Genomic DNA, 15,987 nt, shown 5'->3' on the forward strand with positions numbered 1-15,987 from the left:
GCATCGGATGGGCCGAGAGGGCCGGGACAACCGCGGGAGCCGAGAAGCTGTCGCGATCATCGGGACCGCGTTCGCGCTGCCGGAAGCGGACACGCTGGACCGGCTGCACGGCAACCTCGCCACGGGCCGGGACAGCGTTCGGGCGCCGGACGCCGACCGGATCCAGTACGCGGGCGGCCGCCCGGGGACCGACTACGAGGACCTGGGGTATCTGGACCGGGTGGACCTGTTCGACCACGCCTTCTTCGGTATCTCGCTGGGCGAGGCCGAACTGATGGACCCCCACCAGCGGCTGACCCTGCAGCTGGTGCACCAGGCGCTGGAGAACGCCTGCTACGCCCCCGCCACGTTGCGCGGCTCCCGCACCGCCGTGATCGTCAGCGCGCCGGAGCCGTCATACGCGCGGCTGTACGCGGAGGACGACCCCCAGCAGATCCTCGGCTCGATACCGGCCGCGCTGGCCGCCCGTATCTCGTATCTCTTCGACTTCGCGGGGCCCGCGCTGGTCGTCGACACCGCGTGCAGCGGCAGTCTGAGCGCGCTGACGCTGGCTGTTGAGAAGCTGCGCGAGGGTCAGTGCGACCTCGCGGTCTCCGGCGGGCTCAGGGTCGAGTCGGTGCTGCGGCCCAAGCAGGCCCATGACCCGCTGCTCGGCATGTTCTCGCAGGAGGGCGTGTGCCGCCCGTTCGACGCGAAGGCCGACGGCACCACGCTCGGGGAGGGCGGCGGCTACGTAGTCCTCAAGCGGCTGTCCGAGGCGCTCGCCGACGGGGACCACATCCACGCCGTGCTGCGCGGCGTCGCCGTCAACCACAACGGCGCCGGGGCCACCAGCATGAGCGCCCCCAGCGCGAGCGCCCAGGCCGCCGTCATCGCCGAGGCGTGGCGGGACGCCGGGGCCGACCCCGGCACGGCGGGCTGTGTCGAGTGCCACGGCTCCGGCACCCCCCTCGGCGACGTCATCGAGGCGGACGGGCTGCGCCAGGCCCTCGCGGCGAGCGGCGGGCGGCCCGGTGCGCCGCTCGAGATCGGTTCCGTGAAAAGCAACTTCGGGCATCTGGACCACGCGGCGGGGATGGCCGGGCTGTTCAAGATCCTGGCCGCGCTGCGCCACGCGGCGCTCTATCCGACCGTCCACTTCAGCACGCCGAACCCGCTGATCGAGTTCGCGGACCAACTGAACGTACGGACGGAGACGGCGCCATGGCCGGCGCCGGAGGAGGGGCCCCGACGGGCCGGGCTGAGCTCGTTCGGGCTGACGGGAACCAATGTGCACGCCGTCATCGAGGAGGCGCCGCAGCCCGTGCCGAGTACGGAAACATCCAGCGGCGCACCGCACCTGGTCACCCTCTCCGCGAAGACCCCCGCCGCGCTCGGCCGCTACGCCGCACGTCTCACGGAGTTCCTGGAGCACACCGAACACCGCCTGCCGGAGGTCGCGTTCGCGCTGAACACCGGCCGGGACGACCACCCGTTCCGCTGGGCGCGCACCGCGCACGACACCCGCGAACTGGCCGAGGCCCTGCGCACGGCCGTACTGCCGGATCGGCCCGTCGCCCCCGAGGTCCCGGTGGTACTTCTGTTTTCCGGCGACACGGAGTTCGACGACGCGACCTGGAGCCGGCTCTGCTCCGAGTTCCCCTCGCTCGACCCCGGGCTCGCGGGGCAACTCCTCCGGCACCGGGCGCTGCACGGGCTGGTCAGCGGGCTCGGCCTGAGGAGCCCCCGGATGGTCGGCTCCGGTCCGGGGAACCTGGTGGTGCGGCTGCTCCGGGACCGGATCAGCGAGGACGAGGCGGTCCGGCTGGCCGCCGACGCGCCCCCGACCGCCGAGGTCGACCAGGAGGGCCTGCGACGCGCGGTGCGCGGCTTCCTCGCCGAGGGCGCGGTGCTGCTGGAGATGGGCGCGGACGGAGCCCTGTCGCGGGCGACAGCGGCCGAGGAGCCGTCGCTGCCGCTCGTACGGCTGCTGACGGACGACGGCACGGGCAGCGGGGTCCTCGGCGCGATGGCGAGGCTGTACGAACTGGGCGCGACCTTCGACTGGCGCGCGCACCACGCGGCCGCCGACGTCCGCCGCATCGAGGCCCCGACCTACCCGTTCGAGCCCGTCCCCTGCTGGTACGGCCCGAAGGAAGCGCCCCGCGAGGGCGCGGGACAGTGTTCAACAGCGGCTTCGCCGCGGGGCGCGACCAGCCACCACGCACCCGACAACCCGGACATCGAGCAGGCCATCGCGGAAATGTGGCAGCGCATGCTCAAGGCCCCGGACGTCCAGGCCGACGCGGACTACTTCGCGCTGGGCGGCACCTCCATAGCCGGCATCAGCCTCCTCCGCGAGGTCGAGCGCAGATTCGCCGTCAAGCTGACCTTCACCGACCTCTACGAGCACCGTACGGTGCGCGAGTTGGCGGCCCTGATCGGAGGGCGGCGCGGCGCCGTCGACTCGAACGCGGACTGGGTGATTGCGCCGCTGCCGCGCGAGCCCGAAAGCCCGCTGCCCCCGTCCGTGGGCCAGGAGCAGCTGTGGTACCTCGACCAGCTCGCCCCGGGCACCCCCCTCTACAACATCCCCCTCGATCTGCGCCTGCACGGCCCTCTGGACCGTACGGCCCTGGGCGGCGCGATCGCCGACCTGGCGCGGCGGCACGAGGTGATGCGCAGTCGAATCGCCGCCGACGCCGACGGCGTGCCCCGGGTGTACGCCGACGTGCCGGAACCGGAGCTGAAGGTGGTGGACCTGAGCGGGGTGGCGGACCCGGAGGAGCGGCTGCGGGAGCTGGCGGAGGCGGAGGCGACCACGCCGTTCGACCTGGCGCGCGGCCCGCTGGTGCGGGCCGTCCTCTTCGCTGTGTCGGACGAGGACCATCTGCTGCTGTGCACCTGGCACCACAGCATCTTCGACGGCTGGGTGCCCCGGATCTTCTTCCGCGACATGGCCGAGTTCTACGCCGCACGCTTGGCCGGACGGGCCCCCGGCCTGCCTGAACTGCCCGTGCAGTACGCCGACTTCGCGGCCTGGCAGCGGACCCGGCTGGACTCCGGGATGCGGGAGCGCGGCCTGGAGTTCTGGCGCGCGCAGCTCGCGGGACTCCGCCCGCGCGAACTGCCGCTGGACCGGCCGCGCCCCGAGGTGGAGTCCCACGCCGGGGCGCTGATCAAATTCACGCTGAGCACCGAACACACCCAGGGCATACGGGAGTTCAGCCGTCGTGAGGGGGTGACGACCTTCGTCACCATGCTGGCCGTCATGGACGCGCTGCTGCATCTGTGGGCGGGCCACGAGGACGTCGTGGTCGGCTCTGCCACCTCCGGGCGGCTCAACCCGGCGACCCACGAGCTGATCGGCTACTTCAACAACGCGGTGCCGTTGCGTACGAGGGTCCACGGCGGGATGACGTTCCGCGAGCTGGTCCGGCGCTGCAAAGCCACCGTCGCCGGGGTGCTGGACCACGAGGAGGTGCCGTTCGCGGACATCGTGGCCGCGCTGAAGCCGCCGCGCGACGCGTCCCGGCACCCGCTGTTCACCGTGGCCTATTCGCACCAGAACACCGCGACCCACCCGGCGGAACTGGAGGGCGTCACGGTCGCGCCCCTCGACGAGGACAGCACCGACGGCATCGCCCCCGGCACCGCCAAGGTCGACCTGACGCTCGGTATCAGCGACCAGGACGACGAGCCGATGCGCGGCTATCTGGAGTACGCGGTCGACCTGTTCGAGGAGTCCACCATGCGCGAACTCTGCCGACTCCACCAGGACATCATCGGGGCAGCGCTGGCAGACCCGGACAGCCCGATCAGCAAGGCCGCGCCTCGACGGGGCGCAGCTCCCACGACGCACTCGGTCCCAGTGTGGGAGGTCATCAGACGGCATGCCGAGCGCACCCCCGAGCGGACCGCCCTGGTGGACGCGGGGACACACATCTCCTACGGCGAGCTCATCGGTCGCGCCGAGGAACTCGCGAGGCGGCTGCGGCAAGCCGGCGCGGGACGGCTGATCCCGGTGTGCACACCCCGCGGCCCGGACCTGGCCGTGGGCTGGCTCGCCGCACACGCCCTCGGCGCGGCCTTCGTCTGCCTCGACCCCTCGGCCCCCGAGACACGGAGGGCCACGATCCTGTCCGAACTGCGGGCCCCGGTACTGGTCGAGGGCGACACCGTGACCGTACTGCCGGACTGGGGCGGAAACGCCCCGAACGCCTCGCCGGAGATCGCCGAGGGATTGGCATACATCGCGTACACCTCTGGCTCGACGGGCCGGCCCCACGGCTGCGAGATCGAGCACCGCGGCCTCATCAACCTGCTGCGCTGGTACGGAGACCAGCTGCGGGTGTCCGCCTCGGACCGGGTGGCGCAGTCCTCGGCCGCCGGATACGACGCGGCCGTCATGGAAATCCTCGGCGCCCTCTACCACGGCGCCACCCTCCACTTCGTCCCGGAGAACCAGACCCCCGCGCGGCTGCTGAGCTGGCTGGCGGAGCACCGGATCAACGTGCTCATGCTGCCCACGCCGAGGGTGGAACTGCTGCTCGCCGAGTACACCCCCGTCCCCGGACTCGCGCTGCGCACCCTGGGGACCGGCGGGGACCAGCTGCGCGTACGGCCGCCCGCGCAGCTGCCGTTCGAGCTGCTGAACCTCTACGGGCCGACCGAGTGCACCGTCCTGTGCACCTGGTCCCGAGTCTCGGCATCGGGCAGTACGGCCCCGGACATCGGCCGACCGATCGCGGGCTCCGACGCCTATGTACTCGACGAGCGCGGCCGCCCGGCGGACACCGGCGAGCTCTATATCGCGGGCGCGTCCGTGGGGCGCGGCTACCACCGGCGGCCAGGAGTCACCGCGGCCCGCTTCGTGGCCGACCCGTTCGGCGCGCCGGGCTCGCGGATGTACCGCACCGGCGATCTGGCCAGCCGGAGGCCGGACGGCACCCTCGCCGTGCACGGCCGCGCCGACGACCAGATCTCCCTGCGCGGATTCCGTATCGAACCCGCCGAGATCGAACGGGCCCTGGTGGCGCAGACGGGTGTGCGCGAGGCCCTCGTCGTGTCCGAGCGACAGGAGTCCGGCTCGCTGCGGCTGGTCGCCCATATCGCGGGGGAAGCGCCGCCGGGCGAGGCCGAGCTGCTCGCCGCCGTGGCCGAGCGGCTGCCGCCGCACATGGTCCCCGCGCGAGTCGTTCCGCACACCGCCCTGCCCAAGACCGCCGGCGGCAACAAGCTAGACCGCCGCAGCCTGAGCCAGGAATCCCAGGAGCCGACCATGCCGCCTGCCGAACTCCCTGCCCGTGCCCTGTCCTTGACCGAGACCGAGCGGGTGCTGGCCCGGGTTTGGTCCGAGCTGCTCAGCCGCGACGGCATCGGGCCGGATGAGAACTTCTTCCAGATCGGCGGCGATTCCGTCCTCAGCGTGGGGGTCGCCGCGAGGGCTGCCCGCGCCGGCGTCTCGGTCACGCCCCAAGACGTGCTCCGCCACCCGACGCTGCGCGGCCTCGCCCAGGCGGCAAATGCGAGTGCGGGGGCGGGGAACGCGGGCGCGGAGGGCCTGGGGGCGGGCAGCGCACAGCTCGGGGCCCCGACGAACACTGCCCCGCACGACCCCGCCCCCTCCGGCCCTGTTCCCCTCACCCCCCTGATCCACCGCATGCTGGACGCCAGGGACGAGGCGCCCACGGACTTCGTCACGGTCGAGGTCCTGGAGGTCGCGCCCGGCGTGGCGGCCGAGGCCGTCCGTACGGCGCTGGCCCATCTCGTAGCGCTGCAGGAGCCGTTGCGGTACCGCTTCCTGCACAACGGCCTCGGCTGGCGCGCGGAGTGCGCTCCGGCGGAGCACGCCGAGCTGCTGGAGACCACCGTGCTGCCGCCGATGGGCCCGGAGGACGAACTGGCCCTGCTGCAGGCCGACATGGACAAGTTGATCGACAAGCTGGACCTCGCGCGCGGCCCGCTGCTCCAGGCCAAGTTCTACAGCCGGGGCCCGCACCACCCCGGCGTACTGCTGCTCGTGGTGCACCACTTCGCCTACGACGAGATCTCGACCGTCCCCCTGCTGGAGGACCTCAACGGGGCCCTGGCGGACATCGCGGCCACCGGCGCGCCGCGCCGCGAGACCCGCCCGCCCGCCTGGCGCGCATGGGCCCAGCGGCTGCAGACCATGGCCCAGTCCGACCAGCTCGCGGGCGAGCTCACCTACTGGGAGAGCGTGCTCCGCGCGGGCCAGGAGGGGAACGCCCTACCGGAGACGGAGTCGTCCGCCGAGCCCGGCGTCATTTACCGGCGGGTGCCCGCCGACGAGTTCGCGGCCCCGCTCACCGTCTCGGGCCCGGAGAGCCGGGAGGCGGCGCTGGCCGCCGTCGCCTGCGCATGGGCCCGGTGGCGCGGCCAGCCATACGCCTATCTGTCCACCGTCGGCCACGGCTCGCCGAACCAGTACCGGCCGTCGGACCGGTCCAGGTCCCTGGGCTGGTTCACGAACTCCTTCCCGGCGCTGCTCCCCGTGGAGCCGGGCGCCCGCGTCCCCGACGCGCTGCCCGGCGTCGTCGACGCGCTGCGCGCCGTCCCGCACGACGGCGTCGGCTTCGGCATCCTGCGCACGCTGAGCCCGCGGACCGCCGCGGTCGCACGGCTGCGGGAGCTGACGGAGCCAATGGTGCTCGTGGAGCACAAGGTCGGCGGCGTCCACGCCATCAAGGTCGGTGACGGGGCCGTTCGGATCAGGCAGGCGCCGCTTCCCGCCCGGCAGCGGACGCTACTGGAGGTCCAGCCGATCGTGGTCGTCACGGCGGTCGTGGACAGCGTCCTGGAGATCACGGTGGTCCACAACGGGCGCTTCGACGCCGCCAGTGTCGCAGCGTTCGCCGACCACCTCGCCGAGGCGTTCGGCGAGCTGAGCGGCGTGCAGACCGTACAGCCCGGCGTACAGCGGGACGGGTGAAGTGACCGCGAGCGTAGCCCTGCGGGCCGTGGCCCACTACCTGCCGGAACGGACGCTGAAGGTCCCGGACCTGCCGGAGCTGGACGAGCTGCCCGCCGCCGAGGCGGAGACCTGTCTCCGGCTCGGCATCGACGAGATCCGCGCCGACGACCTGTCGGCCACCGAGCTCGCGGCCGGTGCCGCCTCGCGCGCCCTGGCCGACGCGGGTCTCAGCCCTCACGAGCTCGACGCGCTGATCGTCATCGACGCGCGCTCGCCCGAGACTCTGATGAGCTCGGAGGCCACCCGGCTGCAGACCCTTCTCGGAGCCCGCCGCGCGGTGACCTTCTCCGTGGGCGGCCTGGGCTGCGCATCGATCGGCCCGGCGCTGCTGGCCGCACGAGGCCTGCTGGCCGCCGACGACACGCTCGACAACGTCCTCATCGCCCACGGCAGCAAGCCCGCCACGCCGCGCCGCTACCGCCACCCGGTCACCGTGAGCGGCGACGGCGGCCAGGCCGTACTGGTGTCCCGGCGCGGACCGCTCCGGCTGCTCGACGTGGCCCAGCGCACCAACGGGGACTACTGGAACCTCTTCACAGTCGACTACCGTGACCGCCCCTCCGTCGACTGGCGCGAGGACTGCGCCGACATCCACAGCTACTCCTTCAAACTGGCCATCGAGACCCGCAACCAGCTGCGCGACCTGCACCGCGCGCTGCTCGACCGAAACGGCATGCGCCCCGCCGACGTCGGCTGCCACCTCAGCCAGAACCTGTCGCTGGGCTCCTTCCGCTTCACCGAGGAGACGCTCGGCGTCGAGCTGGCCGGCGTGTGCGCCGCCAATCTGCGCCGCTACGGCCATCTCGGCCCCAACGATGTGCTGCTGAACCTGATGTCGGCCATCGAGTCGGGCGCGCTGGACGAGGGGCGGCGCGCGGTGCTGCTCAACGTCAGCCCGGTGGCGGCCTGGAGCCTGCTGCTGGTCGAGCACGGAGACGGCGGCGGCACGCCGCACTACCTGTAGGGACACGCAGGGACACGGAACCGTAGGGAGGAGAACGGATGGGCACGGAGACTGGTCAGCCGGCGGTGGGCGAGGTGAGCGGCGAGCTGACGGCGTTCCTCACGGCCGGGGCCGGGCAGCACGTCGGACCCGACGACGACTACTTCGCCCTGGGCCTGGTCAACTCGCTCTTCGCGCTGGAGCTGGTCACTTTCGTAGAGCGGCGGTTCGGCCTGGAGGTCGGTGTCGAGGATCTGGATCTGGACCACTTCCGTACGGTCAGCCGGCTCACCGACTTCGTGCTGCGCAAGACGGCGGCCTGATGCGGACGCTGCTGGACCTCGCGGCACTGCGGGACGAGGCCGCGGCCTGGGACCTGCGCGGCGCGCTGCCGGAGCGGACCGTGCGGGACATGGCCGCGGCCGGGCTGCTCGGCCTCGATGTGCCCGAGCGCTACGGCGGCCGCGGAGCCACCCCGCTGGAGCTCGGCGAACTGTGCGCGCGGCTCGGCTCCGTATGCAGCGCGCTGCGCGGTCTGGTGACGGTGCAGGGCATGGTCGCTGCCGCGCTGGCCCGCTGGGGTAACGCGGCGCAGCGCGCGCAGTGGCTGCCGCGGCTCGCCGCCGGGGACCAGCTCGCCGGGTTCGCCGCTACGGAACTGGAGGCGGGCAGCGATCTGACGGCCGTCGGGACGCGGATCAGCGCGGAGCGCGATTCGCTCACGGTCACCGGAATCAAGCGGTGGATCACCTTCGGCGAGCTCGCGACCGTCTATCTGGTCCTCGGCCGGCTGGACGGTCGTCCAGCCACGGTCCTCGTCGAGGCCGACAGGCCCGGGGTGACGCGGGAGCCGGTGAGCGGCCAACTGGGCATGCGGGCGGCCCGTATCGCGCACGTACGGTTCGACGCGGTGCGGGTGCCGAGGGGCCATCTGTTGGCACCCGCGGGCTTCGGCCTTTCGCATGTGGCGGGGACGGCGCTGGACCACGGACGGTTCACCGTCGGCTGGGGGTGCCTCGGCATGGCCGAGGCGTGCCTCGCCGACGCCACCGCGCACGCCGTGGCCAGGACCCAGGCCGGGGTGGCCCTGGCCGAGCACCAGTTGGTTCGCTCAGGGCTGGCCCGCGCCGCCGTGGACACCGAGGCGGCGCGCGAGCTGTGCCGGGTCGCCGCGCGGCTGCGGCGGGAGGGGGATCCCGAAGCGATCTCCCGGACCGTGATGGCCAAGTACGCGGCGGCCGGTGCCGCCGCCTCGGTGAGTCGGCAGGCCGTGCAGCTGATGGGCTCGGCGGGGTGTGCGCCGGACAGCAGGGCCGGACGGTTCTTCCGGGACGCACAGGTGATGCGGATCATCGAGGGTTCCGACGAGGTGTCCGAACTGCACATCGCCGAGCATCTGCTGCGCCGCGCGGCCGGAGAAGCGGGAGAAGGGGGCCCTCGCGAGTGAGTACCGTCAAGTGCCTGGTGTGGGACCTGGACGACACCCTGTGGGACGGCGTGGTCCTGGAGGGCGACGACCCCATGCCCGTACCCGTCGCCGTCGAGACTTTGACCGTGCTCGACAAGCGCGGCATCCTGCACGCCGTCGCCAGCCGCGGCGAGTACGAGGTCGCGGCCGCGCATCTCCAACGGCACGGCCTGGACGACCTGTTCACCGTGCTGGAGGTGGGCTGGGGTACCAAGAGCGCGGCCGTCCGCCGTATCGCCGAGACCCTGGGCATCGGCCTCGACACCCTCGCCTTCGTGGACAACGACCCCGTTGAGCGCGCCGAAGTCGCCGCGGCGCTGCCCATGGTCCGCTGCTATCCGGCCGAGCAGGCGGGGCAGCTTCCGGAGTACGGGGAGTTCCAGCCGGAGTTCGTCACCGCCGAGTCCCGGCAGCGGCGGACGATGTACCGCGTCGAGGCCGAGCGGCGTGCCGCGGAGGACGACCACTCGGGCCCCGCGACGGATTTCCTCGCCTCCCTCGACATGGTCCTGACCCTCCGCCCGGCCACCCCCGACGACCTGGCCAGGGCCCACGAACTGACGGTACGCACGCACCAGCTCAACACCACCGGCTGGACCGCCGACATGGTGGAGCTGCGCAGGCTCTGCGCCTCCGGCGACCACGAGGTGCTGGTCGCGAGCCTCACCGACCGGTTCGGCCCGTACGGCACCATCGGGCTGGCGATCAGCGAGATCGGTGCGACGGAGAGCGTCCTGAAACTGTTGCTGATGTCCTGCCGGGTGACGTCGCGGGGAGCCGGCGCGGTGTTGCTCGACCACCTGGTGCGGCGCGCCCTGGCGGCGGGCCGTCGCCCGAGGGCCGAGTTCGTGCCGACCAGCGTGAACCGGATCATGCTGGTCACCCTGCGCTTCGCCGGTTTCGAGGTGGTGGACCGGGCCGGAGACCGGCTGCTGCTGGAGCTGCGGAACGAGCCGTCCGTACGGACGGGGCATGTGCGGGTCGTCACGCTCTGAGTCGGAGCCTCAGCGGAGGAGGAGCCATGCAGTACGAGCAGCAGGGGTTGCAGGGGCAGCAGGAGAGGCTGACCGGGGTGGTCGGCGGCGGCACCATGGGATGCGGTATCGCACAGTGTCTCGCGGACGCGGGCAGCCGGGTCGTGGTGCTCGAACCGGATGAGGGCGCGCGGGAGTCGGGGCCCGGACGGCTGCGCGACGGTGCCCGGCTCGCGGGTCTGCTGCGGCGGGCCCGCCGCAAGCCGGACGAGATAGTGGAGGACGTCCGTTGGACGGACCGGTGGGCGGACCTCGGTACGGCCTCGTTTGTGATCGAAGCCGGCCCGGAGCGGGTGCCGGTCAAGGAGGAGACGTTCCGGCTGCTGGAAGAGCACTGTGCGCCGGACGCGGTGTTCGCGTCCTGCACCTCGGCGATTCCGATCGGTCATCTCGCGGCCCGTACCCGGCGCCCGGACCGTGTGCTGGGGATGCACTTCATGAATCCCGCGCCGCTCAAGGAGGCGGTGGAGGTGATCCGTACGGACCAGACGTCCGAGGCGACGCTGCACGAGGCCACCCAACTCCTCTCCAGGATGGGCAAGAAGGGCCTGGTGGTCTCGGACGGGCCGGGCTTTGTCTCCAACCGGGTGCTGATGCTGACCGTCAATGAGGCGGCCACGGTGCTGCAGCAGGGCACGGCCGATGCCGCGACCATCGACGCTGTCTTCCAGGACTGCCTCGGTCATCCGATGGGCCCGTTGCGGACCGCGGACCTGATCGGCCTGGACACGATCGTCGACACCCTTGATGTGCTGCGCGAGTTCACGGGCGACGACCGTTTCGAGCCGTGCGCGCTGCTCACGCGGCTTGTCCGGGAGGGACATCTGGGCCGCAAGAGCGGGGGGCGCGGACTTCACCAACGTTGATCGGCGGATCCTGCGTACCCAGCATCGGGACTTTGCCCCAAGGGGGCGCGGAGCTGGGTTCATCAGTGGCTTCGCCGCGGGCCGCGACGGCCCGCACGGGCTTCCTCGCTCCGGACCAGGTCGCCGGAATCCTTGAACTGCGGTTCCTGGAGTTGGTGATGCCCCGGCGGCGATACGGGCGGAAGGTGAAAAGTAGCGCGGCGACGGGACTCGAGTACCGCGTCCCGTCGCTCGTCCGCCGTGCGATCACAGAACTCGTCCCGCGGGTCTACGCACTGACGCGGCGCCACTCCTGAGACAGGTCTCAGCCGCGTGCGTCGACCGGTTCGACACGAGCGGGCGTGGGCTTCATCTCCCAGGCATCCTCATTCCGCGGCAGCAGCGGTCCGGCCATGGCGGTGGTGACCAGCGCCATGATCACCATCATGGTGAACAGCGATGTGTCCAGGATGCCGAGACTGACACCGACGTTGAGAATGATCAACTCGGTGAGGCCCCGGGTGTTCATCAGGAGCGCGAGGGTACTGGCCGGCCGCCATCCCATGCCACACGCACGGGCCGCGAGCCCGGCGCCGAGCAGCTTGCCCACGCAGGCCACCGCGATGATCGCGGCGAGTTCCAGGTAGTTCGCGGCGGAGAGTCCGCCGATGTCCACAGCGAGCCCGGTGACGATGAAGAACGCCGGCATCAGCAGCGAGCTGATCATGTCCAGTGGCCTGCGTACATGCACCCGCAGCAGATCGGCCGGCTCCCGCGGCATGACGAGTCCGAAAAGGAATGCGCCGAAGATCGCATGGATGCCGATCCACGTCGTGACGTAGGCGGACAGCAGCGCGCCGCCGGCCAGCAACACCAGCAGGTGCGCCAGAGCACGTCGCTTCGTGAGCCGGCGCACCAGTATCGCCAGTGCGGGCCGGACCACCGTGAACATCAGCGCCACGTAGGCAACGGAAAGCCCGGCGATCTGGAGCAGATCGGTGGTGCCGCTCGCGGTCACCGTCGCCGACACGACCGCGAGGATGCACCAGGCGAGCACGTCATCGATCGCCGCGCCGGCGAGGGCCAGCGCTCCGACCGGCGTTCGCATCAGCTTGCTGTCCGTCAGGATGCGCGCGAGCACGGGGAAGGCGGTGACCGACATCGCGGCGCCCATGAACAGGGCGAGCGCGGTGCTGGAAGACGTCCGGCCGTCCGGCGCGTGGCGCGAGTGGATCGCGAGGGCAAGACAGACGCCGAGCCCGAAGGACAGCGCCACGGACGAGAGTGAGACCGCCGCCGCGGCCGTCCGCCGATTGCGCAGCAGGCTCTTCTCGAACTCCCAGCCGATCATGAACATGAACAACAGTAGTCCGACCTGCGCGATCGCGTGGAGCATCGGCCGCACCTCGGCCGGGAACAGCTTGTCGGTGAGGTCACCGGGGAGTTGCCCGAGCAGGCTCGGGCCCAGGGCGATGCCCGCGATGATCTCTCCGATCACCGCGGGCTGCCGCAGCCGTCGCGCCGCGGCGCCTAGAAGGGTGCCGAGGACGAGGATGAACGCGACAGCCGCCATCGCGGTCGCCAGCGTCAGTTCGGACTGGGAAGCCGGACTGTGCATCAGCCGTCCTCGCGCTCGAGGACAGCCAGGATCATCATGGGAATCACGCCGGTGATCATGGACTCCCCGGTGCGGTAACGCGGAAAGCGCTCGCGTTCCGGCACCAGCACCTGGCGACCTCGCTCGGCCGACAGTGAGGTGGTCCCCGAACCTCCCGGCCCGCCGTGGACCACAACAGCGTCGTAGTGCCGAATCTCGGACATGGGACATCCCTTCAGGCAGTCTTTCGAGGGGTCGAGCCGGTCGCTGGGTGGAGCGGGGCCAACCGGTGCCCAGGCGCGGATGCCTACCGTGCCCGGTGCCTACCGTGCCCGGATGCGATGTGCCGGACATCGATGTCGTCGCGCAGCGGATTCAGCTCGCGTTCGGCGACCTCTTCGGGCCTTGGAGCGGCTACGCGGACCCTCGATGCCCTCGGCCTGGTGGCGGCGGTCCCCCGATGTAGTACGGGACTGAGGTCAAACTCCTGGCATGCGACAGAGCGTTGGCGAAAGCGACACCGAAGATGGTGCGCATGCCGCATGCCGCATGCCGCATGTGCCGGCCGTGCTGGTGCGCGGGCGGTGCAGCCGCCGGTTGATGATTCTCCACGACCGGCCGTGGGCGGACGAGATCGTCGAAGCCGTCTGAATATCTGCCGCCTGCTGCACCTGCCGCACCCGACCAGGGCGGACCGCTCGGCCAAGCATCCAGGGGAGGCCTGCGCGTTCCCGGGCCCGTGGAACCCTGCATCGTCAGGCACGACATCCGACGCGCGACCCCGCCCGGCACCGCTTCCGGCGGGAACGGATTCGACACCCGCGGCCAACGGCCCGCCATCGCCGCATGGCCGTCGCCCGCCAACCGGCCGGATGGTGCCGGGGCCTCACTGTCATGGACGAGCCGTCCTGACCCCGGCCGACCCACAACCAGTCGGCGGGAGACCGGCGCTGGACCGGCAGCGCGAGGAGGATCCGCGGCACAGCCGTGAACAGTCACCTGCACCGCGGACGTGGCCACGCCTGACCCTGAACCCGCGGAACACTCCCCACGTGCAACCGGTCATGCGGTACCGGACCCGCGCATGTCGGTCTGGCCGCGCCTCGACCGACACGCCTCACCACACCCGCTCTCCCGCCGGCTCACACACCACCACGACTGGGGCTGATGCCCGCGCATCGAGTCGGCATCCGCATGCCCACTTGACACCCAGGCCCTCCATGTCAGCTGGTCTTGCCGTGGAGTTTGCGCAGGTAGTCGTAGGTGGACGGGAGGCTCGCGGCCAGTTCCTTCTGCTTGGCCTTGATCCCCTCGAACACCGGCTGGGAGCGGTCCATCATGTCCGGCCGCGCCGCGAGCATCGGCAGCGAATGCTCCGGCAGCTGGTTCAGGCCGGCGAAGATGCAGTAGTAGTTGCTGTTGTTCCAGAAGTTGCGGAACTCGGCGTCGAAGTTGCCGTAGTAGGTGGCCTCGTCGGTGATCGGCATGTTCACCGGGAGACCCGCCTGGTACATGGCGAACTTCTCCTTGATGTCGTCGGCCAGCTCGAGCTCCTTGCAGGCCCGCCAGAACGCCGTGTCGTTGCGCGGCGCGAAGCTGAAGTGGGCCTGCAGGAAGTCCCGGGTGTCGTCGAACATCGTCTCGATCTCGGCGTTGAACCTGCGCTGCAGGATCGGGTCGAACCGCTTGTCCGGGAAGTGCTTCGCCAGCTGGTAGAGCGCCGCGTAGGTGAAGTAGATGCCGGTGGACTCGAGCGGCTCCAGGAAGCACGACGCCAGCCCGATGCTGACGCAGTTGCGCACCCACGCGCGGCGGTTGCGGCCGACCCGGAACTTTATCTGGTTCAGCGGCTGGGTCTCCGGGTCGAGGCCCCACATCTTGCAGAACTCGAGGGTGGCGTCGTCACGAGACTGGAAGCGGCTGGAGAACACGTACCCGGTGCCGAACCGGCCCAGCATGGGGATCTTCCACGTCCAGCCCGACGACATGGCGATCGCGCCGGTGTACGGCTCGACGCCCTCGGCCTCGTCGTCGTGCTGGACGGCGGTGGCGACCGCGCTGTCGTTGAGCAGGTGGTCGCTCATGTCCAGGAACGGTTCACGCATCACGCCGTTGATCAGCAGCGCGCGGAAGCCCGAGCAGTCGATGAACAGATCGCCTTCGATGACCCGCCCGGTCTCGGTCTTCACGGAGGTGATGAAGCCCCGCTCGTCCACTTCGGCACCGGTCATCTTGTCCTGGATGTGGATCGCACCCTGCTTCTGCACGGCGAACCGGCACAGGAAGTCGGCGACCAGGTTCGCGTCGAAGTGCCATGCGTAGTTGGTCCACTTGGTGCCGTCCATGAACCGCGGCGACAGATTCTGGTCCATGAGCGGAGGTTCGCGGTAGCACGCGTAGTCGAACGGTTCGTCGGTCTGGCCGGTCAGCTTCTTGTGCGTCCAGTGGTGCGAGATCGGCAGGTTGTCCGAGTTCGCCAGCAGGCCGAACAGGTGGTAGAAGTGGTCCGTCCCGTCACCCATTGCGCGCGGGGCGGCCTCACCGGCGCCCGGGGTGCGCCAGTTGGTGAACTTGATGCCCATCTTGAAGCTGGCATTGCACTCGCGCATCCACTCTTCCTCGGTGAAGCCGAGGAAGTCGAAGAACGTCTTGTGCAGGTTCGGCACCGTCGCCTCGCCGACGCCGATGCGGCCCACCTGCGGCGCCTCCAGCACCGTGATGGACACGTCCGGATTGAGCGCCTTGCCGAGGTACGAGGCGGCCATCCACCCGGCCGTACCGCCACCGAGGACGACGACCCGCTTGATGCGATGATCCTCCACGACTGCTCACCCTTTCTGCACCGTCATGCGGCGCCGGTTCGTTATAGCTGTTCAGCTGCGGTCAGCTGAGGTGACGGTGCATCACGCGCCCACCACTTGGACCTATGTCCATTTGGCCGCACGAGCCGAGTGCGCCATCAAGGCCACCCGGCCAAATTCCCCCGTCACGCCCGACTTCGTTTGATCGCCAGATGGCGAGAACCGCCTTTTTCTGAGGCGTTTGCAGAATTTCTCATGGGAGTCCTCGAGTGTCAACGAATCGAAGAGGATGCTCTTTGTGAGAAGTTTGAATCTTTCTATATTTC

General features: G+C 70.8%; 11 protein-coding genes. 8 read left to right on the forward strand and 3 right to left on the reverse strand.

Annotated features, from left to right (window positions below):
• Window positions 1–7 precede the first annotated feature (7 nt).
• The 7 genes from ACTWQR_RS14515 to ACTWQR_RS14545 all read left to right on the forward strand — a co-directional run bounded on the left by ACTWQR_RS14515 (window position 8) and on the right by ACTWQR_RS14545 (window position 11,580).
• Window positions 8–6,931 (forward strand): amino acid adenylation domain-containing protein, encoded by a 6,924-nt coding sequence (locus tag ACTWQR_RS14515; protein ID WP_443227438.1) that lies wholly within the window; start codon window positions 8–10, stop codon window positions 6,929–6,931.
• 1 nt (window position 6,932) lies between these two features.
• On the forward strand, window positions 6,933–7,937 hold the full coding sequence (locus ACTWQR_RS14520) for a 3-oxoacyl-ACP synthase (protein ID WP_443227439.1): 1,005 nt from the start codon (window positions 6,933–6,935) through the stop codon (window positions 7,935–7,937).
• Between the two features lie 38 nt (window positions 7,938–7,975).
• Window positions 7,976–8,239, forward strand: a complete 264-nt coding sequence (locus ACTWQR_RS14525) for an acyl carrier protein (RefSeq protein WP_443227440.1) — start codon at window positions 7,976–7,978, stop codon at window positions 8,237–8,239.
• A complete protein-coding gene (locus tag ACTWQR_RS14530) occupies window positions 8,239–9,363 on the forward strand; it encodes an acyl-CoA dehydrogenase family protein (protein WP_443227441.1) in 1,125 nt (374 codons plus the stop codon). Before ACTWQR_RS14525 ends, ACTWQR_RS14530 begins: the two co-directional genes overlap by 1 nt.
• Window positions 9,360–10,379, forward strand: coding sequence for an HAD-IIIC family phosphatase (locus tag ACTWQR_RS14535; RefSeq protein ID WP_443227442.1), 1,020 nt, complete (start codon window positions 9,360–9,362; stop codon window positions 10,377–10,379). The genes ACTWQR_RS14530 and ACTWQR_RS14535 overlap by 4 nt, the downstream gene beginning before the upstream one ends.
• Before the next feature lie 26 nt (window positions 10,380–10,405).
• Window positions 10,406–11,284: a 3-hydroxyacyl-CoA dehydrogenase family protein gene (locus tag ACTWQR_RS14540; RefSeq protein WP_443227443.1), complete on the forward strand. Its 879-nt coding sequence runs from the start codon at window positions 10,406–10,408 to the stop codon at window positions 11,282–11,284.
• Between the two features lie 65 nt (window positions 11,285–11,349).
• A complete protein-coding gene (locus ACTWQR_RS14545; protein WP_443227444.1) occupies window positions 11,350–11,580 on the forward strand; it encodes a hypothetical protein in 231 nt (76 codons plus the stop codon).
• 8 nt (window positions 11,581–11,588) lie between these two features.
• Here the strand turns inward: ACTWQR_RS14545 and ACTWQR_RS14550 are convergent, their stop codons facing one another.
• Both ACTWQR_RS14550 and ACTWQR_RS14555 read right to left on the reverse strand, forming a co-directional pair.
• A complete protein-coding gene (locus ACTWQR_RS14550; protein WP_443227445.1) occupies window positions 11,589–12,881 on the reverse strand; it encodes a cation:proton antiporter in 1,293 nt (430 codons plus the stop codon).
• Window positions 12,881–13,084: a hypothetical protein gene (locus ACTWQR_RS14555; protein WP_443227446.1), complete on the reverse strand. Its 204-nt coding sequence runs from the start codon at window positions 13,082–13,084 to the stop codon at window positions 12,881–12,883. Before ACTWQR_RS14555 ends, ACTWQR_RS14550 begins: the two co-directional genes overlap by 1 nt.
• A 268-nt stretch (window positions 13,085–13,352) precedes the next feature.
• Between ACTWQR_RS14555 and ACTWQR_RS14560 the strand changes: the two genes are divergently transcribed.
• Window positions 13,353–13,511 carry a hypothetical protein gene (locus tag ACTWQR_RS14560; protein WP_443227447.1) on the forward strand — a complete coding sequence of 53 codons (159 nt, stop codon included), beginning with the start codon at window positions 13,353–13,355 and terminating at the stop codon, window positions 13,509–13,511.
• Between the two features lie 572 nt (window positions 13,512–14,083).
• On the opposite strand, the gene ACTWQR_RS14565 is transcribed toward ACTWQR_RS14560, so the two are convergent.
• Window positions 14,084–15,625 carry a tryptophan halogenase family protein gene (locus ACTWQR_RS14565; protein WP_443227462.1) on the reverse strand — a complete coding sequence of 514 codons (1,542 nt, stop codon included), beginning with the start codon at window positions 15,623–15,625 and terminating at the stop codon, window positions 14,084–14,086.
• Between the last annotated feature and the right edge of the window lie 362 nt (window positions 15,626–15,987).

The sequence above is a fragment of the Streptomyces sp. 2A115 genome (assembly GCF_052245575.1).
GTDB lineage: Bacteria > Actinomycetota > Actinomycetes > Streptomycetales > Streptomycetaceae > Streptomyces.

Bases quoted from the DNA above. Each gene is read 5' to 3' on its own strand.
- ACTWQR_RS14515 (WP_443227438.1), top strand. From the start codon at position 8: ATGGGCCGAGAGGGCCGGGACAACCGCGGGAGCCGAGAAGCTGTCGCG.
- ACTWQR_RS14525 (WP_443227440.1), top strand. From the start codon at position 7,976: ATGGGCACGGAGACTGGTCAGCCGGCGGTGGGCGAGGTGAGCGGCGAG.
- ACTWQR_RS14530 (WP_443227441.1), top strand. From the start codon at position 8,239: ATGCGGACGCTGCTGGACCTCGCGGCACTGCGGGACGAGGCCGCGGCC.
- ACTWQR_RS14540 (WP_443227443.1), top strand. From the start codon at position 10,406: ATGCAGTACGAGCAGCAGGGGTTGCAGGGGCAGCAGGAGAGGCTGACC.
- ACTWQR_RS14550 (WP_443227445.1), bottom strand. From the start codon at position 12,881: ATGCACAGTCCGGCTTCCCAGTCCGAACTGACGCTGGCGACCGCGATG.
- ACTWQR_RS14555 (WP_443227446.1), bottom strand. From the start codon at position 13,084: ATGTCCGAGATTCGGCACTACGACGCTGTTGTGGTCCACGGCGGGCCG.
- ACTWQR_RS14560 (WP_443227447.1), top strand. From the start codon at position 13,353: ATGCGACAGAGCGTTGGCGAAAGCGACACCGAAGATGGTGCGCATGCC.
- ACTWQR_RS14565 (WP_443227462.1), bottom strand. From the start codon at position 15,625: ATGGCCGCCTCGTACCTCGGCAAGGCGCTCAATCCGGACGTGTCCATC.